We start from the raw sequence: 21,042 nt of genomic DNA, 5'->3' as shown, positions 1-21,042 counted from the left end.
CGGCCGGGGAAGCGCGGACCGCTACGGCGAGCGCGCGGCCGGGAACGCACGGTAGGGCCGCCGCCCGCGCCGGTACGCGGGTGGCGTCCCTCCGTCTCGGGTCACTCGGGTCACTCGGGTCACTGTCTTCGGGCCCGAGGTTCGACTCTCTCCGGACCTTCCTCAGGTCTCTCTGTTGTTGCGCATCACCATGCCCGCGGCTGTGAGTCCGAGCAGGCAGATGCAGGCTCCGACGATGATGTTGTTCCAGATCATGCCGGTGCCGGGATCGCGGGTGACCACCCACGGCGCCACGATCAACCACACGCCGATAGCCGCGCAGGCCCCGCTGAGGCCCTGCATCCGCTCCGGTGCCGCGGTCAGCGCCAGGCCGATAACGGCGACGGCGATGCCCATGATCAGGTTGTTCAACGCGAGTTCACTGCTCGATGCCGAGAAGTGAACCGTCCAGGGCGAGATCGCCGCGTACAGACCCGCGAGCAACAGCAGCCCGTCGACTGCCACGACACCCCGCTTCCCGAGCATGCGGGCATACCTGTCCCGCATTTCCGACGCGTCTGGGTGCCCTGCGAGATCACCTGGGCGGTGTGAGACGTCGGCCATACGACTCGCCTCCTTCGGCTTTTACAAGTCTGACCGCGTTGCGCGACGTGGAGTCGCGACTCCATTGTGCACTTATCTTCCCTTTATGTGTAGATGTAGCTTATGGGGGATTGAGAAAGTTCCGGGTAGCGCGGATGGCGGCGGTCGACGCCCAGGGCTGCCGCGGCCAGCCGGGCTGTTTGCCGAGATGACCTCCCCGGCGGGTGTCATGCCAGGAGCCGGGCGGACCGGTGCCTCAACGCATCCGCGCCGGTCAGCCCCTGGAAGCGGTTGAGTCGTGTCCGCATGTCGGCGGCGGCGGTGCGGACCTTCACCGAGCGGATGCCCTCCGCACAGCTGACGAACTGGCCCCAGGTGACCAGCGCCCCATCTACGTCGCCTCGGCGCAGACGGACTCCGCCGAGGTCGGCGAGGACGATCGCGCGGGTCCGACGGCGGTCGAGGCCGTGGATCTCCAGCGCGAGGCGCAGGTGTTCCTCGGCGGCGTCCAGGTCGCCGAGGCGGGTCAGGATCATGCCTGATTCGTGAGCCCACCGGCCTGGTGAGTAGTGGGCGGCCCACGATGCGCCCGAGCCGGAAGCGGGGCGGCCGATGGCTGCTTCCGAGAGTGCGAGGTGGCGGGCGGCTGCGTGCCGGTCGTCATCCTGCGCTGCCGCGTTCGCCAGGGTGGCTTCGTAATACGCCACAGCTCTCGGGTTCTCCAGGTGCCGGCCGTAGCTGACGCATGCTTCGCCCAACTGGACGGCTTCGGCCCGGTATCCGAGGTCGATGGCCTGCACCGCCATGCCGCGCAAGGCGGTGGCGGCGAGTTCGCGGTCACCCGCTTCGGCGGCGAGCCGGTATGCGTGCGCGTAGTACTGCTGGGCGCGGCCCTGGTTCTCGGGGGCGTTGCCCTCGTCCTGGGCCATCCAGCCTGCCAGGTGCACGAGTTGGCTGGTGGCGGCGAACAGTTCGCGGCCGGTGGCTTCGGTGTACTTCCCGTTCAGCCAGGGGGCCACGTCTTCGGTCAGGTAGCGCACGGCGAGGTGCCGGGCGTGGCCGCCGCCGAGTTCCGCGGCCGCGTCGCCGAGCGCCCTGACCATCTGCGCAATGGCCGCGACCTCACCGGCTCCGACGCGCACGGCTCCGGCCGGCGCGGTCCTGGTGCGGCGGGTGACGCTCTCCAGGTCGGGCAGTGCGAGGGCACTCAGCGCATAACCGCTGGTGGCGGCCAGGAAACTCCGGCGGTGCACGTCGCTCCTCCCCAGCTCGATGACTGATGTCACGGTATCGGTGGCTACGACTGCCGGCTCGGCGGATTCCTCAGCCTCTGAAGCAGCCGCTGAAGCCTCCGGCCCGTCCAAGTCCAGCTTGAGGACGTCAGCGATGTACGGAAGCCAGTAGGTGGGGCACCGCTTGCCCGTCATCCAGCGGCGAGCCGACTGCCGGTCGACGCCGTGCGGTCCGTGCCCCTCGGCGACACCGACCGCACGGGCGAGTTTGGAGGGCCCCCAGCCGCGCGCCGCGCAGGCCTGTCGAATTGCTTCCGCGATCTCCTCGCCGCCCAGCACCCCGCCTCCTTGCCGCTGGCCCACACGGGACTACGCCTGGCCCACATCCTGGCCCCTCCACGCGGGCTGCGTGAGGTCGTTGACTGGACATCACCCGCCCAATCCTCACGGTCCCGGTTGGGCCGGCCTCATCCATCGATGCTTCAGAGAGAGTGAATCCAATGCCCCGCTCACCTCGCGAAAGCGCCTCGGCCGACCGGACGCCCGATGCCGCCGACGAACCGCGAACCACCCCCGCCGACCAGCTGCCACCAGCCACTTCCGAGGAACAGGACGGCTCGACGATGATCCAGCACGTCACCATGCTCAAGCGGGATGTGCGCTACGACCACGGGGCCGAGCAGGCGTCGCTCCGCGTGCGGGTGCACTTCCGCGACGGCCGCACCACGGACACGGCCCTGCTGCTCGACCCGGCGCAGATGCAGGTGTTCGCCATCCAGATGGAGCGGGCTATCGACGCCCGGCAGGACGCGCTCTCGCGGCGGCTCGGGTGAGGCGCGGCCTGTGCCGGCGTGCCAGCTGCAACGCCGAGATCATTTGGGGCGGATTCGGGAGATTATCCCTCGAATCCACCCCGTACGCGGACCGTTTTGAGGCCGTACGCCGAGCGTGAGGGATGAGTAAGGCTCGGGCCGGAAGCTGCTCCGACCTGGGCCTTCTCTGCTGTTCCGGCTCGTACTACTGGTGCCCCCGGCAGGATTCGAACCTGCGGCACCCGCTTTAGGAGAGCGGTGCTCTATCCCCTGAGCTACGGAGGCGTGACTGCCGAAGCGGTCCAGGACAGGTTAGCGGATCTGCTGTACGGGCGGGGCGGGCGTCCTCGGCGGGGCCCCGGCGGGGTGGCCGCCGGGAGTGGGGGCGTTGAAGCGAGGAGGGGCGAGTCGGGGCGCTACGCGGGCAGGATTGTGGAACGAACGGTCAAATATGTATAGGGTCGACGTCGTGGGCAGGGGGAAGGGGTTCGACCCGAACGTGACGCTGGGGGGCCGGGCCGTGCGGGCTGCCTGGTCGGCAGGCGCTGGCTGGACAGCGCGGTGGGTCAGGTGTTGGGTCCGTCGCGCTCCGGGGCTTCCTCGGGGTGGGGGCGCGTCCCCGTCTGTCCGCTTATTGGAACGATCGGTCAGGAAAAGCGAAGGGTTGGCTGTACGGGCTCATCCCGCCCCACGGGATGCATTGGACGCAGGAGAGGGAGCACTCATCGTGCCTCGTGCTGTATATGTACTGGCCCTCGGCATCTTCGCCATGGTGACCAGCGAGTTCGTCGTCGCCGGGCTCATGCCGCAGATGGCCGGGGGGCTGGACGCCACCATCCCGCAGGTCGGCTACCTCATCACCGCCTTCGCGGTGGCCATGGCCGTCGGGGGGCCCGTGCTGACCGTCGCGATGCTGAAGGCGCGTCAAAAAGCAGCGCTGATGGTGCTGTTCGCGGTCTTCCTGGCGGGCAACATGCTGGCTGCCACAGCGACCGACTACTCGGTCATGGTGGTGGCGCGTGTCATCACCGGCATCGCCTCGTCCGCGTTCTTCGGCGTCTCCCTCTCGATGTGCGCCCAGCTGACGCGACCGGAGATACGGGGGCGGGCCATCGCGGTGGCCATGAACGGTCTGATGCTGGGCACACTGCTGGGGCTGCCGCTGGCCACGCTGATCGGAGAGCACCTGGGCTGGCGCGCGGCATTCTGGGCCATCGCCGTCCTGACGGTGATCGCAGCCTTGGCCACGGTCGTCGGCGTGCCACGGCTGGAGCGTGCCGAGGGGGGCGGGGATTTCCGGCAGGAACTCGGCGTCTTCAAGAATCCCAGGCTGTGGTTGGTGTTCGCCACGAGCACCCTCATCATCGGCGCGACGTTCTCCGTGTTCAGTTACCTCAACCCGATCCTCACCGAGGTCACCGGGTTCAGCACCGGCACCGTCCCGCTGCTGCTCATCGCCTACGGCGCCGCCACCGTGATCGGCAACCACATCGTCGGGCGGCTCGCGGACCGGCACACCATCGCCGTCCTGCTGTGCGGCTTGGTCCTGAACCTGATCTTTCTCGTCGGGTTCGCGCTGCTGGCCCACCTCAGCGTTCCGGCGGTGGTGTTCATGATGGGCATCGGTCTGGTCGGAGTCACCATGAATCCGGCGATGATCACCCGTGTCCAGCGCACGGCCAACGCCCGGCCGCTGGTCAACTCCGTCCACTCCTCCTTCATCACCCTCGGCGTCATCGTCGGCTCCTCGCTCGGCGGGCTGGGCATCGACTGGTTCGGACTGCGCGCCCCGGTGTGGCTCGGCGCCGGCATGGCTGTGATCGGAATCGCCACCCTCATCCCCGATCTCAGGCGCCGTCTCGCACCCGGTCTCGCGGACGCTCCTGTGTCTGCCACACCCGTACCCGCACCGGTACCGGTGCTCGCGGCCGTGCCTGTCCCCTGCGCCGGCGGTCGCGGCTGAGTCCACCGGCGTCACGCCGGCCGGAGCGGGCCGGCCGCCCGCGTCCGGCGGTCGGCCGGCCCCCGCAGCACCAGCGCCAGCAGCGCCGCCATCGCGCACAGCGCGCCCGACGCGATCCAGACCAGGTCGTACGAGCCGAAGGCGTCGCGCGCCAGGCCGCCGAGGAAGGCGATGAGGCCGGCGCCGAGTTGGTGGGCGGCGAGGATCCAGCCGAAGACGATGGCACTGTCGTCGCCGTAGAACTCGCGGCACAGGGCGATGGTCGGCGGGACCGTGGCCACGTCCAGGAGGCCGAAGAAAATGACGAAGGTGACGAGTGAGGGCTGGACCGTCGAGGACAGCAGCAGCGGCAGCAGGACCAGCGAGAGCCCGCGCAGCGCGTAGTAGACGGCTAGCAGACGGCGCGGGTCCAGGCGGTCGGTGAGCCAGCCCGAGGCGACGGTTCCCGCCACGTTGAAGACGCCGATCATGGCGAGCAGCGAGGCCGCGGCGGTCGCGGGCATGCCGTGGTCGTGGGCCGCCGGGGTGAAATGCGTCCACATCACGCCGTTCGTCGACGCGCCGCAGATCGCGAAAGTCACCGCCAGCAGCCAGAACGGGCCTGTTCTGGCCGCGTCGCGGAGGACGCGTACGGTGCGGCGGGCCGCCCCGGGTGTCGGGCCGGGGGCAGGGGCGGGGGTCGGAGCGGGGGTCGGAGCGGGGGTCGGGGGGCTCCCTGGTGCCCCCTGCGTCGGGGCGGATTTCGGGGTGAACTCCGTTGCCCCGTACGGCTTCGGGATCGGAGCCGGCCCCGACGCCCCGTACGGCATCCGGATCGGAGCCGACCCCTCCGCCCCGTACGGCCTCAACCCCACGTCCGCCGGGTGGTCGCGCAGCAGGAACCAGGCGAACGGGACCACGATCAGCGCTGTCAGCATCACCGTCACGGTCGCCGTGCGCCATTCGTAGCGCTCGATGACCCAGGCCAGCAGCGGCAGGAAGACGAACTGGCCGAAGACGCCGGCCGCCGTCAGCGCGCCGGTGACCAGGCCGCGGCGGCGGGTGAACCAGCGGTTGGTTACGGTCGCGGCGAAGGCCATCGCCATCGAGCCGCAGCCCAGGCCGACCAGGACGCCCCAGTAGAGGGCCAGTTGCCAGGCCGAGGTCATGACCGTCGTGAGCGCCGCGCCGACCGCCACCGTCGTCAGCGCCCCGGCCACGACGCGGCGGATGCCGAAGCGGTCCATCAGCGCCGCGGCGAACGGCGCGGCCAGGCCGTTGAGCGCCATGTTCACCCACACCGCGAAGCCGATCGTGCCGCGCGACCAGCCGAACTCCTCGTGCAGCGGGCCGACCAGCAGGCCCGGCATGGTGCTGAAGGCTCCCGCCGCGATGATCGCGAGCGCGGCCGCCGCGGCTACCCACCAGGCGCGGTGGATGCGGCGCGCGGTCCGCGGGCGGGGCGTGGTCCGCGGGCCGGGCGTGGCCTGTGGCAGCGGTTCGGTCCGCTGCTCAGTGCTCCGTTCCATGCTGCGTGTCATGCAAAAAATCATGCTGCGCCCGTCCCGGCCGAACGAGTGGCCCGATGGCCATCCTGTGCAAGAATCGGGCCATGGCCGCATTCGCGCACCCCGACCGGCACCACGTCGCCGTCCTGGTACGGAACGGTGTGCTGCCGATGGAGCTGGGCCTCGTGCACCAGCTGTTCGGCGCGGCAACGGCGACGACGACGGCGTCAGCGGCTTCGGTGGCGGGCGGCGAGCCGCTGTACGAGGTCGTGACCTGCGCGCTCGTCCCCGGTCTGATCCGTACGGACGCGGATTTCCCCATCTACGTCGAGCACGGTCCCGAAGCGCTGGGCGAAGCCGGCACCGTGGTGATTCCGGCCTCTCATGAGGAGGATGAATCGCTCGGGGGAGGGTGTCTCCCGGCAGCGCTCGGCGACGCCCTCGCCCGTATCCGTCCCGGTGCCCGGACCGCCTCGATCTGCACCGGGGCCTTCGTGCTGGCGGCGGCCGGGCTGCTCGACGGGCGGCGGGCGACGACGCACTGGAAGTCGTCCGGCCGCTTCCGGGAGCTGCATCCGGACGTGGATCTCGACCCGGATGTGCTCTACACCGAGGACGGGGACGTCTTCACCTCGGCCGGCGAGGCGTCCGGCATCGACCTGTGTCTGCACATGATCCGCCGCGATCACGGCGCTGCGGTCGCCAATGACGTGGCCCGCAGTACGGTCGTCCCGCCGCACCGCGAGGGCGGACAGGCCCAGTACATCCAACGTCCCGTCCCCGAGCCGCAGTTCTCCTCCACCGGCGCGGCTCGCGCGTGGGCGCTCGGGCATCTCGACCGGCCGCTGTCGCTGCGCGAGCTGGCCGCGCGGGAGTCGATGAGCGTGCGGACCTTCACCCGGCGCTTCCGGGAGGAGGTCGGGATCTCGCCGGTGCAGTGGCTCACCCAGCAACGCATCGAGCGCGCCCGGCAGTTGCTGGAGGAGACGGACCGTCCCGTCGACCGGATCGCGGCGGACGCGGGGTTCGGCACGGGGGCTTCGCTGCGGCAGCATCTGCATGCGGCTCTCGGCGTCTCGCCGAGGGCTTACCGCAGTACGTTCCGGGGGGCGGGAGCGGCAGCGGAGGCGGCGCTGATCAGCCGCCGAACTGCCAGATGACGCTGCCGTGGATGTTCACCAGCACGCCGAGGATGATCAGGTCGGCCGCGCCGAGGGCGAGGCCGAGGCAGGCCCTGCCGCGTCGGTCGGTGCCGCGTACGAGTGCGAGGCCGGCCAGTACGAGGGCGCAGGGGCCGAGCACGATGTTGAACATCAGCAGGCCGAGCAGGCCCAGGATGAACGAGGCGACCGCCATGCCGTCGGCCTGCGTTCGCGCGGCGGGACGGGAGCCGGGACCGGAGGTCGGCTTCGCGGCGTCCTGCGCGGGGGCCGGTGTGGCGTCTGGGGCGTCTGCTGCGGTGACTGCGGCTGCGGCTGTGGCGGTGTCGGTGTGGTCAGTGGATGTGCGAGTCGGTGCGTAGAGGTTCACGGGTCAGCTCCCTGAGTGAGGTGGTGTCCTGCGCCTCGACGGAACGGGGTGGGGGACGTCGGGGTCGGGGTCAGTGGCTGTGGCTGTGGTGCTGGTGGGTGTGGGCGATGCGCTCGCGGACTCCGAAGATCAGCAGCCAGCCGCCGATGGCGGCCAGGGCGGCGAAGAAGATCGGGAGCGGGATGTGGGCCGCTGCGCCCAGCAGGACCCCCATCAGGGCGAAGGCTGCGACGAGGAACAACATGTTCGGCCTTTCCTGGTACCAGAGTGGGGACTTGAGCGTGGACTTGGCGGGGCGTGGACTTGGGCTGACGGTCCGAGACTGCCCGGTCGGGATTTCCGGCCGGAGTCGTTCGGGAGTGCGTTCAGTAAACAGTTGGTGTAACACTTGTTCACTGAGTTTGAGTCTACGCTGGCCAAAGTGAGAGAACGGTTGTTTACTGAATGACATGAGTCACACGCTTGGGGTCCGGCAGGCCCAGAAACAGAAGACGCGCCAGGCGCTGATGGACGCGGGTCTCCACCTGCTGGAGGAACAGAGCCTCAGCAGCCTGGGATTGCGCGAGGTCACACGGGTGGTCGGGGTGTCCCCGGCCGCGTTCTACCGGCACTTCCGGGACATGGGCGACCTCGGTGTCGCGCTCGTCGAGGAGTCCCTCGAAAGCCTGCACACGATGATCCGCGCGACCCTCGCCGAACAGGACGACGCCGAGGCCCGGATCGACCGCACGGTCGACCTGATCGCCGAGTACGTCCGCCACCACGGCCCCCACGTGCGCTTCATCGCCCGCGAGCGGCACGGCGGCGTACGGCCCGTACGGGAGGCGATAGCGGCGGAGCTCGACCGGTTCAGCGAGGAGGTCGCCTCGGCGCTCGCCGTCCAGACGGTGTCCGACGGCTGGAGCCGGGAGGACATCCGGATGCTCGCCGGGCTGTACGTCGACCACATGGTGATGACCGCCGCGGCCTTCCTGGAGGCGCTGGCCGTCGAGCCCGGAGGCGACCGGTCCGCGACGGAGGCGAGCGAGGCCGAGCAGCGCATCGCCCGTACGGCCCGGCTCGCCCGTCGGCAGCTCCGGCTGGTCAGCCTCGGGCGGCTGCACTGGAAGGACGGCGACAAGTAGCCGGGGACAAGTAGCCGGGGGCGACTGGCTGGCGGCGACCGGCCGGGGGTGACCGGCAGTCCTCAGCCCCGCAAGCCCGCAGGGCTCACTCGCTCACCCGCTCAGCGGTGCCCAGACGTCCAGCGGGATCACGCCCACCGCGCGCCCGCCCGGACCGACCCTGCGCCTCATCAGCTTCACCTGGCGCAGCGCGATGGCGCGGTCCAGCAGGGTCAGGTGCGGCAGCCGTTCGGCGAGCTGGGCTTCCAGCCGCTGGACGTCGGCGACCGAGCGCAGCCAGACGGTGAAGAGCAGGTTGTGCGGGCCGGTGACCGAGGCGCACAGCCGGACCTCGGCGAGCGAGAGCAGGCCGCGGGCGGTGGACTCCAGGATGTCGGCGGGGACGCGGGCCGGATCGTCGACCGGGCGACCGAGAAGGCCGACCGGCGCGCGATGCTCCGCGAGGCGCGGCCCAACATGGTCGCCGTCTTCCTGGCGAGCGGTGCGCTGCCGGTGTGGGGCGCGACGCTGATCCAACTCCTGTGCCTGGCCGCGCCGCTCGCGCTCGCCAACGTCTTCTTCGCCCGGCTCTTCCCGGTCCGCATCCGGGTCGTCGCGATGGGGCTGCCGTTCACCTTGGCGGTCGGCCTGTTCGGCGGTACGTTCCCGCTGCTCGCCGAGGTGCTGGCGACCGCCGGGCGCATCGGTCTCGTCCCGCGGGTCGCGGCGGGCGCGGCAGCCGTCTCCTTCGGCGCGACGTTCCTCGTCCGCGAGCGCTGAACCGTGGGCATGCGGGCAGGCCCACGGGCATACACGTACCGACGGGCATACACGTACTGACGGGCATACACGTACTGAACCGCCGACGCCGAACCTGTCGGCGCCGAAACCTCCGCGCAGCTCACCCTCCGCACCGCTCAACCCCGGGAGATCCCATGAATCTGCTCGAAGACGCCCACTCCCTTCAGGACGGCCTGGCCCGGCTGCGCCACACGCTGCACCGCGCCCCGGAGACGGGCCTCGACCTGCCCCGGACCCAGGAGACCGTGCTCGGCGCGATCGACGGGCTCGGCCTGGAGGTGTCGCTGGGCGGCGGGGTCAGCTCGGTCACCGCCGTGCTGCGCGGGGCCCGGCCGGGGCCGACCGTGCTGTTGCGCGGGGACATGGACGCGCTGCCCGTCGCCGAGCGCACCGGGCTGGACTTCGCCTCCGAGAACGGCAACATGCACGCCTGCGGGCACGACCTGCACACCGCGATGCTGGCCGGCTCGGCCCGGCTGCTCGCGCAGCACCGGGACCGGCTCGCGGGTGACGTGGTGTTCATGTTCCAGCCGGGCGAGGAGGGCTTCGACGGGGCGCGTCACATGGTCGCGGAAGGGGTCCTGGACGCCTCGGGGCGGCGGGCCGAGGCGGCGTACGCGATCCATGTCATGTCGGCCGGTACGGAGCGGGGCCGCTTCACCACGCGCGGCGGGCCGACCATGGCGGCGTCCAACATCCTCACCGTCACCGTGCGGGGCGCGGGCGGCCACGGCTCGATGCCGTACCGCGCGAAGGACCCGGTGCCGGCCGCGTGCGAGATGGTGACCGCGCTCCAGACCTGGATCAGCCGGTCCTTCGACATCTTCGACCCGGTCGTGCTGACCGTGGGCATGTTCCACGCGGGCACCCAGCAGAACATCATCCCGGACTCGGCCACCTTCTCCGCCACCGTCCGGTCCTTCTCACCGGCGGCCCAGGCGCTGGTCAAGGACGGCACGGTGCGGGTCTGCCGGGGGATCGCCGCCGCACACGGGCTGGAAGTCGACGCGGAGTTCCGGGAGTTGTACCCGGTGACCGTCAACGACGCCGCCGAGGCCGCCTTCGTCGCGCGTACCGTCGCCGAGTTGCACGGCGAGGAGCGCTTTCTCGCGATGCCGCAGCCGCTCGCGGGCTCCGAGGACTTCTCGCGGGTCCTGGACGAGGTGCCGGGAGCGATGATCATCCTCGGCGCGGCCCCGGACGGCGCGGACCCGGCCACCGCGCCCAACAACCACTCCCCGCTCGCCACCTTCGACGACTCGGTCCTCGCGGACGGGGCGGCGCTGTACGCGCGGCTCGCGGTGGACCGGCTCGCGCTGGACGAGACGGTGGCGGACCGGCTCGCGGTGGACGCGATCGCGGCGAAAGCGGCGGACGGCGTCGCGGGCGAGTGACCGGAGCCGAGTGGCCGGAGCGGAGTGAGCGGTGCCGAGCGGCCGGAGCGGACTGACCGTGGCGGGCCGCCTCAAGGCCGAGTGACCCGTAGCCGGACCGCTTCACAGCAAGCGCCCCGTGGCGGGGTCCCCACGGCCGATTGCCCCGTAGCAGCCCCCCTCACGGCCGAGTGACCCGTACCCGCCAGTCCCCGTCCGCCCGCTGCTCGGTGACCGCGACGCCGATGCCGCTGCGCGCGTCCTGGTAGGTGTCGCCCACCTGGTGGGTGGCGTCGGAGAGGTCGGCGTCCACGTTCACGTCGTGCAGGTAGCAGCCCTGGCTGCCGGGGGTGGCGTCGGCGACCCGGACCGGGCCGTCGCCGCTGTCGGTTCTGGTGTCCACCCGGTAGACGAGGACGCCGGGCCGGCAGACGGCCTGGTCGAGCTCGCCGTTCTCGCGCGCCTCCACGACCAGCGCGCTGCTCGGTGAGGTCGGCACGACCACGATCTTCGTGCCGCCGTCGCGCCCGGTCGGGGTGAGGGTGTGGTCGCTGCCGCCGGGCAGGCCGGCGCAGTCGACCTGCCCGGCGTCGAGCCAGCCCATCTTCCACTTGTGCCAGCCGAGGAAGTCGTTGCTGGGGCCCCAGCCCTCGTCCATCAGGTCCCAGTGGCCGGTGGGCGCGCGGGTGGCGTCCTCGCGCCCCAGATAGAGATCGGGCAGCCCGAAGGAGTGCGCCGTCTCGTGGTTGAGGACGCGGAAGGGGCTGGGGCCGGTCTGCCGGCTCCAGATGAAGCTGACGTTGCCGAACCGCACGCCGTCGCCCGTCTCCAGCGGCGTCCCCATGCCACCGCTGAACGTCACTGAGAGCACGTCGTCGGTGGCCTCCGGACCGGCGTCGGGGCTGGCCAGGACGTTGATGACGTCGTACGCGGCGAAGTCGACCGAGGCGTCGACGGCGTTCACGATCTCCCGCGAGAGCGCGCCGTAGCCGAATCGGGAGCCGGGGTCGAAGCCCGTGCCCCGCCGGATCCGATAGCCCGCGAACGGCCGTGCCATCCGGATCCACCGGAGGTGCGGGGTGGGCCGGTAGGCGAGCTTGCCGTACGAGCTGCGGTCGAAGTAGCGGGTCGCCGCGGGGAAGAACTCGGCGAAGCGGTCGCTCGGGCTGTTGCTCCAGGCCGGGGCGTCGGGGAAGTCGATGAAGAGGGTCAGCGCCTTGACGGTGCCTTGCGAGCGGGCGAAACCGGCCGGGGTGGGCAGGCCCTCGTAGGTCCCGCCGCGCTCCGGTCCGCCGAGCGCGCACGCACCGGTAGGGATGGAGGCGGCGTCGGCCCGGCTCCCGGGCCCGGTGGCCGCCCCCGAGAGCCCCGACGCGGTCGACAGGGCCGCCGGAACCGCCTCGGCGGGGGCGAGCCCGAGGGCGAGCGCGGCGGCGGCGACAACGAGCGCTACGCCCCGCAGTCCCCGGCTTCGGGCCTGGGTTCGGGCCTGGGTTCGGACCCGGCCCTGGCCCCGGCGGACCCGACCCCGGCCCCGGGAGCGGCCGAGGGGGCAGCGGATCTCCCGGCGGAGGCCACGGCTGTGCTCACCGACGCGCGTGGCGTGCTGCTCCATGCCGCTGACCTCCGGGTGCGGGCAGCCATATCCGGGTGGCCGCGCTCTGTGATCAGCCTGTGGCGCTGCGTACCGGGGCGCTCGCGGAGTGGGCCGATCGGCGGTCCGGGGGCACGTGGAGCGGGGTGCGTGGAGCGGAGGGCCTGGGGCGGGCGTCGAGGTTCGGGGTCAGGGCCGAGTTCGGGTCAGCCTCGCGGGGCGGGGCGTGCGGACCGTACGAGCCGGCGCGCCGCCGCCACCGGGTCCCAGCCGCCGAGTCCCGGCCGGCCGCGGACCAGCGGGAAGCAGGCGAAGCCGAGGAGTACGGCGCTGACGTGGCCGATGTCGGTGAAGGTCCGGCCGTTGACCAGGGGGAGGCCGTAGAAGACGAGCACGCAGAAGGCGTAGAGCGGTCGCCAGGACGCGGCGACGCGGTACGTCAGCACCGCCGCCACCCCCGCGAGGGCGTAGCTGACGCCGACGTCCAGGGTGTCCGCCGCCGCCGCGGGCGCGTGGCCGTGCCGGATCGCCCAGAACAGGACGCCCTCGCTGAGATAGGTCGCCCCGATGTGCGCGACGGCCACCACGCCGAGCCAGCGCAGCGTGCCGAGCCAGCGCTCGGCGGGGACGTGGAAGACGTTGTAGGCGACGAAATAGAGGATCCAGCCGCCGCCGCCGAGCCAGAAGGCGCTGGAGATCAGCACCCGGACCGGGTCGTGGGCCAGATTGTGCAGATTGGTCGAGCGCTCGCCCAGGAAGTCGTTCAGCAGTCGGGGGGAGAGGTGCCGCATCAGGTAGGTCGTCGCGAACAGGACCGCGAGCCAGAGGTAGCTGCCGGGGGCGCGCCGCACGTACGTCCAGACGCCGCGAGGGAGGGACAGGAGGTGCGACCTCCGGGTGGTGTCCACGCTGCGAGTGTGGCGGACTGAGCCCTTCCGGGCCGTTATTTCCGCCCTAAGTAACCCAATTCGCAATGTGGCGCAGGTCACATACCGGTTCTGAAATATCCGGGGAGGGTTTCCCCGTTTAATCGGGTGTCTTAACGAAGTGGGGAATCCATCCCCGGTTCCGCGTCCGGAAGCAGAAGGGAGTGCCGTCGTGAGCAGCAACACCGCAGTCGCCACCGAGGCCGCAGTCGTCACCGTCACCGAGACCGACACCGCGGTCAAGCGTGCGAAGCCGCGCGAAGAAGCGCGTCAGGAACCACGCCTGCGAGCCGACGCCCTGCGCAACCGGGAGCGGATCATCGCCGTGGCCCGTGAGGCGTTCGTGGAGCACGGGCCCGAGGTCCCGCTCGACGAGGTCGCCCGGCGGGCCGGAGTCGGCAACGCCACCCTCTACCGGCACTTCGCCGACCGGCATGAGCTGGTCCACCGCGTCGTGCTGTCGGTCATGGCCCGCACCGCGGACCAGGCGGAGACCGCGCTCGCCGAGGAGCCCGACGCCTTCGCGGCGCTGCGGCGCTTCGTGCACGCGGCGGCGGACGAGCGCATCGGCGCGCTCTGCCCGATGATCTCCGACGGAATCGACAAGTCCGATCCCGAACTCCTCGCCTCCCGAGCCCGGCTGGACCAATCCGTCGAAGCGATCATGCGGCTGGGGCGCGAGGCGGGCCAGCTGCGAACCGACATCGCCGTCGGCGACCTGATGGTCGCGCTCGCCCAACTCACCCGGCCGCTGCCCGGCACGGTCTGTGTGGACGTGGACCAGTTCGTCCATCGCCACCTCCAGATCTTCCTCGACGGCCTGATGGCCCCGGCCCGGTCGGTGCTGCCCGGTTCGGCCGCCACCCTGGAGCGCTTGGAGCGCCTCTCCCGGCAGCCGTAACCCACCACCCGGCATCCGCCCGGAATCCACCACCGGAATCCACCACCGGAATCCACCACCGGAATCCACCACCGGAATCCACCACCGGAATCCACCACCGGAATCCACCCGGCATTCATCGCCCGGCCCGGCCGCGGGACTTCCCCCGTAGCCCGGTCGCACCACGTCACCCGTGACCCGGTCGCATGACCACGCGCCCCCACGGCCGCAAGACTTCTCGACATTTCGACTGCGCGGATTCGGCGTCACGGATTCGACTGCGCAGAACCGTACGACCTCACGACCTCACAACTTCACGTCCTCAACGTCCGTTTTCAGTGTCTCCGCACCCTTAGGTGAGTCCCGCCATGCCTGTTGCCTCCAAGCCCGACCCTCTGCGCTGGAAAGCGCTCATATTCATCGCCCTCGCGCAGCTGATGGTCGTCCTCGACGCGACCATCGTGAACATCGCGCTGCCCTCCGCCCAGGCCGACCTCGGGATCTCCGACGGCAACCGGCAGTGGGTCATCACCGCGTACGCCCTCGCCTTCGGCGGACTGCTGCTCTTCGGCGGCCGGCTCGCCGACCTGTGGGGCCGTAAGCGCACCTTCATCGTCGGTCTGACCGGCTTCGCGGTCGCCTCCGCGCTCGGCGGCGCCGCGATCAACACCGGCATGCTGCTCGGCGCCCGCGCCCTCCAGGGCGTCTTCGGCGCGCTGCTCGCGCCGGCCGCGCTCTCGCTGCTCGCGGTGATGTTCACCGAGGCCAAGGAGCGCGCCAAGGCGTTCGGCATCTTCGGCGCCATCGCGGGCGGTGGCGGTGCCATCGGCCTGATCCTCGGTGGTGTGCTGACCGAGTACCTGGACTGGCGCTGGACCTTCTTCGTCAACATCCCGTTCGCGATCGTCGCCGCCATCGGCGCCATCGCGGTGATCCACGAGCCCGCTGAGGGCCGCAACCCGTCCAAGCTGGACGTCCCCGGCGTCATCCTGGCCACCCTCGGCCTGGTCTCGCTGGTCTACGCCTTCACTCGCGCGGAAGGGGACGGCTGGCTCGCGAACACCACCGTCGGCCTCTTCATCACCGCCGTCGTGCTGCTGGGCGCCTTCGTCTTCGTCGAGTCGAAGGTCAAGGCCCCGCTGCTGCCGCTGCGCGTGATCCTGGACCGGAACCGGGGCGGCGTGTACCTGTCGCTGGGTCTCGCGGTCATCGGCATGTTCGGGCTGTTCCTGTTCCTGACCTACTACATGCAGATCGTCAAGGGGTACACCCCGGTCGTCACCGGCCTGGCGTTCCTCCCGATGATCGTGGGCATGATCACCGGCTCGACCCAGATCGGCGCCCGGCTGATGACCCGGGTCGCACCGCGCCTGCTGATGGGGCCGGGCTTCCTGCTCGCCGCCGTCGGCATGCTGATCCTCACCCAGATCGACCTCGACACCTCGTACGCGGGGCTGATCCTGCCCGGCCTGCTGCTGATGGGCCTGGGCATGGGCACGGCCTTCATGCCGGCCATGAGCCTGGCCACGCACGGCGTCCAGCCGCGTGACGCGGGTGTCGCCTCGGCGATGGTCAACACCTCGCAGCAGGTCGGCGGCGCCATCGGCACCGCGCTGCTCAACACCATCGCGGCCAGCGCCACCACGGCGTACGTCGCCTCGCACGCGGCCGGGGCGAAGTCCCTGGGCGCGCTGAAGCTGCAGTCGATGGTGCACGGCTACTCGACCGCGATCTGGTGGGCGGTCGCCATCCTGGCCGTCGCCTCGCTGATCGCGTTCACCTTCATCAACACCGGCCACCAGGGCGGCGACCCGGCCGCGGCCGGCTCCGACCAGGACGGCGAGCCGGCGGACGAGCTCGCGGTCCCGGTGATGGCTCACTGATCCGTACGGGCCGTACCGCTCGTACGGCCCGGATGGACCCGCGGACTCCGCGGTAGGCATGGCAACGCGGTGAGGCTCCGCTCCTGACAGTTCAGGAGCGGAGCCTCACTGTATTTCGTCGGTCCGTCGGTCCGTCGGTCCGCCGTCTCCCCGGGTCGCCGCGCCTTCTCGGCCGGGGTCCTCAGCGCAGCCAGGGGAGGTCGGCACCGGTCTCCGGTTGCAGGCCCTCGGCCATGATCCGGCAGATGTCGCCGAGCTGCTGGACCTGTTCGGGACTGAGCCGGTCGAACAGCGCCCCGCGCACCGCCTCCACATGGCCCGGCGCGGTCTCCTCCAGCACCGCGTAGCCCGCGTCGGTGAGGATGGCGAGCTGCCCGCGTCTGTCGGACGGGCAGCTCTCGCGACGCACCCAGCCGCTCTTCTCCAGCCGGGCGACGGCGTGCGAGAGCCGGGACCGGGTGATCTTCGCGTTCTGGGCCAGCTCGGTCATCCGCATCCGCCGCCGGGGCGCGCGGGCGAGCCAGACCAGCAGGCCGTAGTACGTATGGGGCATTCCCGCGTCACGCTGGAGCTGTCGGTCGAGGTGGTCCTCCAGCAGCGCGCCGGCTTGGAGGTATGCCTGCCAGGTCCGCTGCTCGTCGTCGCTGAGCCAGCGCGGCTCGTCGTCGGTTCCGGTGCTCATGGCATCTAGTGTACTGACCACTTCTTGAAAGTTAAATAACTTCGCGTTAGGGTTGCTTGGTAGAGCTTGAGAGTTCAATCAATCTTGTCCGGTCAGTTTCCCGGCCGCCGACGTCCCCGTACTCCAGATCTCGATGCCCACCCTCGACCCGCGGCGCCTCTTCGAGATCGGCCGCAAGCTCGCGCCGCTCCGCGACGAGGGCGTGCTGATCTCCCCCAGCCTTCGACCGGGAGGTGCCCCCTGGCGGCGGCTTCTTCACCCACAACCTGGCCGCCCTGCGCGACCAGGGCCCCACGCCTCCGGGCTGGTCGGCCGAGTTCGACGACTGGGGCCGCCGCGCGCTCGACGCTCAGGACATCGACGGCCTGCTCGACTTCGAGCACAAGTCGCCCGCCGGCAAGCTCGCGCACCCGCGCACCGAGCACTTCGCGCCGCTGTTCGTGACGCTGGGAGCGGCGGACGCGTCGGGCGGGGTGGGCGACCAGCGCAGCACCATCGACGGGTTCTGGATGGGGCTGTCGAAGCGGTCCGTGCGATTCGGCTGATTCCGCTGATGGCGGGGTGTGTTGGGCGGGGGTGTCGGGCGGCTGGGGCAACTCGGGAGCAGCGCCGCCGCGCACTGTTCCGCGCGTTCGGCGGTGTGCCGTTGCGAGTCGGCCGCCGTCAGTCCGACCGGCTGTGGAAGACGTAGTACGACGCGATGAACATCGCCCCCGCGAACACCAGCCCCATCGACGAGGCGCGCAGCACCGAGACGCCGGTGAGGCTGTCCAGGAAGCCGATGCCGCCGCCGAGGAGCGTCGCGTACGACGCCGCGCGGACCTCCGCGATCATGGCGGGCTGCAGTCGGGCGACGAGGTAGCACAGGAGCGCGGCCGCGGCGGCCGACACCAGGCCCAGCGTCACCGCGCGGGACGTGCTGCCGCTGCGGTCGAGGAAGACGGCGTACGCGCCGAAGACCATGCCGAGCAGCACGGGCATGGCCCGGACGACCGACAGGTGGGGACGCGTCCGGGCCCCCGGGCGGGCGCGCCCGGGAACGTGCGCCGACTGATGAGCGGGAACGTGCATGGCGGGCTCCTTCTCTCTCGCCCTCCCACTGCCTTGCCCCTCCTCACCAGGAGGCACCCGACGGCCGGGGTCGGCAACTCGATCACGCCCCCGATCGGCGGAGGTGGCGTACGCGGTCGGGCGGATCGGGCCGCTGGTGGCATATCCCGGAATTCGCCCTTCTGGGGGGATTCGGGCAACCACAAGGCGGTCGGGGCCGTCTTCAGGGTGGGAGGGCAGTCGCGGACGGTGTTCCTCGGGTGCGAAGGCCGCGATGCCGAGGGATGCCCAGGCGGGTGTCCAAGGCGGGTGTCAAAGGTGATCGGCGTCTCACGCACCTGGTGGTCGCAAGCGTCGGTCAGGGCCGCCGGATCGATCTCGGCGCCCGCGCTGACCTGCGCTTCTGTACGCATCGGCCGCACCTGACCTCCTCGATGGGCGCGACAGGGTACTGCATGATCAGAAAAATCGATGTACGCCGTGGGAATTCTGTCCGGATTCCAGTCGTTGTTTCCATCGGAACGGGCACTCGTGAAGTGTTCGTAGACCACTGTTCCGCGACCCACTCATCGCAAGGGAGCAAACGCAATGGCAACCCGTGCCGTCGCCCGTCGTCAGGCCACCTCCACCGGGGCCGGCAGGGCAAGCAGTGCGCGCGCCGGAAGCGGGGAGATCGCCGATCGCGACCTGGTCGGCATGTACCTCGACGAAATCGCGCGTACGCCGCTGCTCGACGCCGCCAAGGAAGTCGAGCTGTCGCAGATCATCGAGGCAGGCGTCTACGCCGAGCAGCTACTGAGCGGTGCGGTCGAGGACCGGAGCGAGGCCCCGGGCGAGGGTGCGTCCACGGAGGGTGCGTCCGGACAGGGCGCGGACTCAACGCAGGGCGCGGAGCCAGACTCAGCGGAGAGCGCGGAGTCATCGGGCGCCACGACCGCTGAGGACGCGAAGAAGGCCGCAGCCGCCAAGAGGGCCGCCACGCGTCGTAAGAAGGCGACGGCCGCGAGCGCCGACGCGCGTCGCGAAGAGCTTGAGGCGATAGTCGCCGAGGGCGGTCGTGCGAAGGACCTCTTCATCCGCGCCAACCTGCGGCTCGTCGTCGCCGTCGCGCGGCGCTACCCGCGCAGCGGCCTGCCGCTGCTCGACCTCATCCAGGAGGGCAACGCGGGCCTGGTGCGCGCGGTCGAGAAGTTCGATTACGCCAAGGGCTTCAAGTTCTCCACGTACGCGACCTGGTGGATCCGTCAGGCCATCACCCGGTCGATCGCCGACCAGTCCCGCACCATCCGGCTGCCCGTCCACCTGGTCGAGGAGCTGGGCCGGATCCGCCGTGTGCAGCGCGAGTTCAACCGCGAGAACGGCCGCGACCCGGAACACGCGCAGATCGCCGCCGAACTGGACAGCACTGAGCGCCGGGTCGGCGATGTGCTCGACTGGGCCCGCGACCCGGTCAGCCTCAACATGTCCGTCGACGACGACGGCGACACCCAGTTCGGCGACCTGCTGGAGGACACCTCCGCGGAGTCCCCGGAGCAGTCCGTGCTGGTGATGCTGCGCAGCGAAGAGCTGGAGAGCCTGCTCAAGAAGCTCGACGACCGCACCGCGTCGATCATCAAGTCGCGCTACGGCATCGAGGACGGCCGCGAGCGCACCCTCACCGAGGTCGGCAAGCAGCACGGCCTGACCCGCGAGCGAATCCGTCAGATCGAGAAGCACGCGCTGCTCGAACTGAAGAAGATGGCCCACGACACCGGCTTCGACGCGGCGGCGTAACCGCCGGGCGGCTTCCGCCCCGAAGCCCCTGAAGTCGAAGCATCCGGAGTCGAAGCCTCTGGAACCGAGCCCCGGCGCGCCCCCTTTTGCGCCGGGGCTCACCCATGCCCGGATGCGGCGGGGGGCAGCGCCGGCATGATGCTGATGTCCGGCTCTGCCCGCTTCAATGCCCGAGTCTGTTTACTTTTTGGTAATCCGGTCGTAGCCTGCTGGTGAAACCACAGAGTCGGGCATGAAACGGATGCAAATCAACATGTACGCACCGGAGCGCCAGCAGGAGATCCTCCGCCTCGCCCGCGAGAGCGGCCGAGTCGACGTGCTGTCCCTGGCCGAGGAATTCCAGGTCACCGCCGAGACGGTCCGCCGCGACCTCAAGGCGCTGGACAGGGCCGGGCTGCTGCGCCGGGTGCACGGCGGGGCGATCCCGGCCGGGCGGCTCGACTTCGAGCCCGACCTCGCCGAGCGCGACGCCGTCGCCGCCGACGAGAAGGACCGCATCGCGCACGCCGCCCTCGGCGAACTCCCCACCGCCGGCAGCGTGATCATCGACGCGGGCACCACGGCAGCCCGGCTCACCGCGGCCTTCCCGCTCGAAGCCGACCTCACCGTGGTCACCCACGCGCTGCCCGTAGCCGCCCGCCTCGCCGACCACCCGGGCATCGCGCTGCACCTCGTCGGGGGCCGGGTCCGGCACCGTACGCGGGCCGCCGTCGACGCGTGGGCACTGCGCGGCTACGGCGAGATCAACGCGGACGTCGTCTTCCTCGGCACCAACGGGTTCTCCCTCGACGGCGGCCTCACCACGCCCGACCTCGCCGAAGCGGCGGTCAAGCGCGCGATCATCGCAGCCGCCCGCCGGGTGGTGCTGCTCGCCGACTCCGCGAAGTTCGGCCAGGAGCACTTCGCCCGCTTCGGCGACCTGTCCCATGTGGACGTGCTCATCACCGACACCGGGCTCAGCCCGGACGACGCCCTCGCCATCGAGCGCGCGGGCACGGAAGTGGTCCGCGCATGATCCTCACCGTCACCCCCAACCCCAGCCTCGACCGGACGTATGAAGTCCCGTCCCTCGACCGGGGCGAGGTGCTGAGGGCCACCGCCGACCGGATGGACCCCGGTGGCAAGGGCGTCAACGTCTCCCGCGCCGTCGCCGCCGCCGGGCAGCGCACCGTCGCCGTTCTGCCGCTCGGCGGCCCCGCCGGGGCGGTGATCGCCCAACTGCTCGGCGCCGAGGGCATCTCGGTGGCGGAGGTCCCGGTGTTCGGTCAGACCCGCTCCAACATCACCATCGTCGAACCCGACGGCACCCTCACCAAACTCAACGCGACCGGCCCCGAACTCACCCCCGCCGAGGCCGAAGCGCCGCGGACG

20 protein-coding genes, 1 tRNA gene and 3 pseudogenes are annotated in these 21,042 nt (G+C 70.9%); 13 read left to right on the top strand and 11 right to left on the bottom strand.

Annotated features, from left to right (window positions below):
• Window positions 1-162: 162 nt before the first annotated feature.
• Window positions 163-603: an SPW repeat protein gene (locus QMK28_RS03005; protein WP_326435367.1), complete on the bottom strand. Its 441-nt coding sequence runs from the start codon at window positions 601-603 to the stop codon at window positions 163-165.
• 206 nt (window positions 604-809) lie between these two features.
• A complete protein-coding gene (locus QMK28_RS03000) occupies window positions 810-2,153 on the bottom strand; it encodes a tetratricopeptide repeat protein (protein ID WP_326435366.1) in 1,344 nt (447 codons plus the stop codon).
• Between the two features lie 161 nt (window positions 2,154-2,314).
• On the opposite strand from QMK28_RS03000, the gene QMK28_RS02995 reads away from it, so the two are divergent.
• Window positions 2,315-2,647 carry a hypothetical protein gene (locus tag QMK28_RS02995; RefSeq protein WP_326435365.1) on the top strand — a complete coding sequence of 111 codons (333 nt, stop codon included), beginning with the start codon at window positions 2,315-2,317 and terminating at the stop codon, window positions 2,645-2,647.
• Window positions 2,648-2,835: 188 nt separating this feature from the next.
• On the opposite strand, the gene QMK28_RS02990 is transcribed toward QMK28_RS02995, so the two are convergent.
• Window positions 2,836-2,911 (bottom strand) — tRNA-Arg (locus QMK28_RS02990).
• Between the two features lie 442 nt (window positions 2,912-3,353).
• On the opposite strand from QMK28_RS02990, the gene QMK28_RS02985 reads away from it, so the two are divergent.
• Window positions 3,354-4,589, top strand: a complete 1,236-nt coding sequence (locus tag QMK28_RS02985) for an MFS transporter (RefSeq protein ID WP_326435364.1) — start codon at window positions 3,354-3,356, stop codon at window positions 4,587-4,589.
• 11 nt (window positions 4,590-4,600) lie between these two features.
• Here the strand turns inward: QMK28_RS02985 and QMK28_RS02980 are convergent, their stop codons facing one another.
• Window positions 4,601-6,109 carry an MFS transporter gene (locus QMK28_RS02980; RefSeq protein ID WP_326435363.1) on the bottom strand — a complete coding sequence of 503 codons (1,509 nt, stop codon included), beginning with the start codon at window positions 6,107-6,109 and terminating at the stop codon, window positions 4,601-4,603.
• 71 nt (window positions 6,110-6,180) lie between these two features.
• On the opposite strand from QMK28_RS02980, the gene QMK28_RS02975 reads away from it, so the two are divergent.
• Window positions 6,181-7,236: a GlxA family transcriptional regulator gene (locus QMK28_RS02975; protein WP_326435362.1), complete on the top strand. Its 1,056-nt coding sequence runs from the start codon at window positions 6,181-6,183 to the stop codon at window positions 7,234-7,236.
• Here the strand turns inward: QMK28_RS02975 and QMK28_RS02970 are convergent.
• Both QMK28_RS02970 and QMK28_RS02965 read right to left on the bottom strand, forming a co-directional pair.
• Window positions 7,214-7,606, bottom strand: a complete 393-nt coding sequence (locus QMK28_RS02970) for a hypothetical protein (RefSeq protein WP_326435361.1) — start codon at window positions 7,604-7,606, stop codon at window positions 7,214-7,216. The genes QMK28_RS02975 and QMK28_RS02970 overlap by 23 nt on opposite strands.
• A 70-nt stretch (window positions 7,607-7,676) precedes the next feature.
• Window positions 7,677-7,850: a hypothetical protein gene (locus QMK28_RS02965; protein WP_326435360.1), complete on the bottom strand. Its 174-nt coding sequence runs from the start codon at window positions 7,848-7,850 to the stop codon at window positions 7,677-7,679.
• Window positions 7,851-8,055: 205 nt separating this feature from the next.
• On the opposite strand from QMK28_RS02965, the gene QMK28_RS02960 reads away from it, so the two are divergent.
• A complete protein-coding gene (locus QMK28_RS02960; RefSeq protein ID WP_326435359.1) occupies window positions 8,056-8,730 on the top strand; it encodes a TetR family transcriptional regulator in 675 nt (224 codons plus the stop codon).
• 93 nt (window positions 8,731-8,823) lie between these two features.
• Here the strand turns inward: QMK28_RS02960 and QMK28_RS02955 are convergent, their stop codons facing one another.
• Window positions 8,824-9,246 carry an Lrp/AsnC ligand binding domain-containing protein gene (locus QMK28_RS02955; protein WP_326435358.1) on the bottom strand — a complete coding sequence of 141 codons (423 nt, stop codon included), beginning with the start codon at window positions 9,244-9,246 and terminating at the stop codon, window positions 8,824-8,826.
• Between QMK28_RS02955 and QMK28_RS02950 the strand changes: the two genes are divergently transcribed.
• Both QMK28_RS02950 and QMK28_RS02945 read left to right on the top strand, forming a co-directional pair.
• Complete coding sequence (locus tag QMK28_RS02950) at window positions 9,223-9,489, top strand: hypothetical protein (protein ID WP_326435357.1); 267 nt, start codon at window positions 9,223-9,225, stop codon at window positions 9,487-9,489. The two genes, QMK28_RS02955 and QMK28_RS02950, sit on opposite strands and share 24 nt — an antisense overlap.
• A gap of 155 nt (window positions 9,490-9,644) precedes the next feature.
• The gene (locus QMK28_RS02945; RefSeq protein WP_326435356.1) at window positions 9,645-10,904 is read left to right on the top strand and encodes a M20 metallopeptidase family protein; all 1,260 of its coding nucleotides are present in this window, start codon (window positions 9,645-9,647) and stop codon (window positions 10,902-10,904) included.
• 160 nt (window positions 10,905-11,064) lie between these two features.
• On the opposite strand, the gene QMK28_RS02940 is transcribed toward QMK28_RS02945, so the two are convergent.
• On the bottom strand, window positions 11,065-12,498 hold the full coding sequence (locus QMK28_RS02940; protein WP_326435355.1) for a M6 family metalloprotease domain-containing protein: 1,434 nt from the start codon (window positions 12,496-12,498) through the stop codon (window positions 11,065-11,067).
• Window positions 12,499-12,683: 185 nt separating this feature from the next.
• On the bottom strand, window positions 12,684-13,385 hold the full coding sequence (locus QMK28_RS02935; RefSeq protein ID WP_326435354.1) for a rhomboid-like protein: 702 nt from the start codon (window positions 13,383-13,385) through the stop codon (window positions 12,684-12,686).
• 301 nt (window positions 13,386-13,686) lie between these two features.
• Here QMK28_RS02935 and QMK28_RS02930 point away from each other — a divergent pair, with 301 nt between their 5' ends.
• Window positions 13,687-14,304, top strand: coding sequence for a TetR/AcrR family transcriptional regulator (locus tag QMK28_RS02930; protein WP_326435423.1), 618 nt, complete (start codon window positions 13,687-13,689; stop codon window positions 14,302-14,304).
• 347 nt (window positions 14,305-14,651) lie between these two features.
• Window positions 14,652-16,166 carry an MFS transporter gene (locus QMK28_RS02925; RefSeq protein ID WP_326435353.1) on the top strand — a complete coding sequence of 505 codons (1,515 nt, stop codon included), beginning with the start codon at window positions 14,652-14,654 and terminating at the stop codon, window positions 16,164-16,166.
• Window positions 16,167-16,347: 181 nt separating this feature from the next.
• On the opposite strand, the gene QMK28_RS02920 is transcribed toward QMK28_RS02925, so the two are convergent.
• Window positions 16,348-16,848: a MarR family winged helix-turn-helix transcriptional regulator gene (locus QMK28_RS02920; protein ID WP_326435352.1), complete on the bottom strand. Its 501-nt coding sequence runs from the start codon at window positions 16,846-16,848 to the stop codon at window positions 16,348-16,350.
• A gap of 97 nt (window positions 16,849-16,945) precedes the next feature.
• On the opposite strand from QMK28_RS02920, the pseudogene QMK28_RS02915 reads away from it, so the two are divergent.
• Window positions 16,946-17,393: pseudogene (locus QMK28_RS02915) on the top strand (dioxygenase family protein); the annotation flags it as partial.
• Window positions 17,394-17,511: 118 nt separating this feature from the next.
• On the opposite strand, the gene QMK28_RS02910 reads toward QMK28_RS02915, so the two are convergent.
• Window positions 17,512-17,919: a hypothetical protein gene (locus QMK28_RS02910; protein ID WP_326435422.1), complete on the bottom strand. Its 408-nt coding sequence runs from the start codon at window positions 17,917-17,919 to the stop codon at window positions 17,512-17,514.
• 567 nt (window positions 17,920-18,486) lie between these two features.
• On the opposite strand from QMK28_RS02910, the pseudogene QMK28_RS02900 reads away from it, so the two are divergent.
• The 4 genes and pseudogenes from QMK28_RS02900 to QMK28_RS02885 form a co-directional block, all read left to right on the top strand.
• Window positions 18,487-18,711, top strand: a pseudogene (locus tag QMK28_RS02900) (sigma-70 factor domain-containing protein); the annotation flags it as partial.
• A 198-nt stretch (window positions 18,712-18,909) separates the two neighbouring features.
• A pseudogene (locus QMK28_RS02895) lies at window positions 18,910-19,671 on the top strand (sigma-70 family RNA polymerase sigma factor); the annotation flags it as partial.
• A gap of 253 nt (window positions 19,672-19,924) precedes the next feature.
• Window positions 19,925-20,686 carry a DeoR/GlpR family DNA-binding transcription regulator gene (locus QMK28_RS02890; protein WP_326435421.1) on the top strand — a complete coding sequence of 254 codons (762 nt, stop codon included), beginning with the start codon at window positions 19,925-19,927 and terminating at the stop codon, window positions 20,684-20,686.
• A partial coding sequence (locus QMK28_RS02885; protein ID WP_326435351.1) for a PfkB family carbohydrate kinase occupies window positions 20,683-21,042 on the top strand: 360 nt, incomplete at its 3' end. The genes QMK28_RS02890 and QMK28_RS02885, both read left to right, overlap by 4 nt.

This window comes from Streptomyces sp. H27-D2 (assembly GCF_035828615.1).
Taxonomy (GTDB): Bacteria; Actinomycetota; Actinomycetes; order Streptomycetales; family Streptomycetaceae; genus Streptomyces.
Note: the sequence above shows the minus strand (reverse complement) of the source record. Positions and strands in the feature narration are given on the sequence as shown.

Bases quoted from the DNA above. Each gene is read 5' to 3' on its own strand.
- QMK28_RS02945 (WP_326435356.1), top strand. From the start codon at position 9,645: ATGAATCTGCTCGAAGACGCCCACTCCCTTCAGGACGGCCTGGCCCGG.
- QMK28_RS02975 (WP_326435362.1), top strand. From the start codon at position 6,181: ATGGCCGCATTCGCGCACCCCGACCGGCACCACGTCGCCGTCCTGGTA.
- QMK28_RS02965 (WP_326435360.1), bottom strand. From the start codon at position 7,850: ATGTTGTTCCTCGTCGCAGCCTTCGCCCTGATGGGGGTCCTGCTGGGC.
- QMK28_RS02940 (WP_326435355.1), bottom strand. From the start codon at position 12,498: ATGGAGCAGCACGCCACGCGCGTCGGTGAGCACAGCCGTGGCCTCCGC.
- QMK28_RS03005 (WP_326435367.1), bottom strand. From the start codon at position 603: ATGGCCGACGTCTCACACCGCCCAGGTGATCTCGCAGGGCACCCAGAC.
- QMK28_RS02920 (WP_326435352.1), bottom strand. From the start codon at position 16,848: ATGAGCACCGGAACCGACGACGAGCCGCGCTGGCTCAGCGACGACGAG.
- QMK28_RS02980 (WP_326435363.1), bottom strand. From the start codon at position 6,109: ATGACACGCAGCATGGAACGGAGCACTGAGCAGCGGACCGAACCGCTG.
- QMK28_RS02890 (WP_326435421.1), top strand. From the start codon at position 19,925: ATGTACGCACCGGAGCGCCAGCAGGAGATCCTCCGCCTCGCCCGCGAG.
- QMK28_RS02925 (WP_326435353.1), top strand. From the start codon at position 14,652: ATGCCTGTTGCCTCCAAGCCCGACCCTCTGCGCTGGAAAGCGCTCATA.
- QMK28_RS02995 (WP_326435365.1), top strand. From the start codon at position 2,315: ATGCCCCGCTCACCTCGCGAAAGCGCCTCGGCCGACCGGACGCCCGAT.
- QMK28_RS02910 (WP_326435422.1), bottom strand. From the start codon at position 17,919: ATGCACGTTCCCGCTCATCAGTCGGCGCACGTTCCCGGGCGCGCCCGC.
- QMK28_RS02960 (WP_326435359.1), top strand. From the start codon at position 8,056: ATGAGTCACACGCTTGGGGTCCGGCAGGCCCAGAAACAGAAGACGCGC.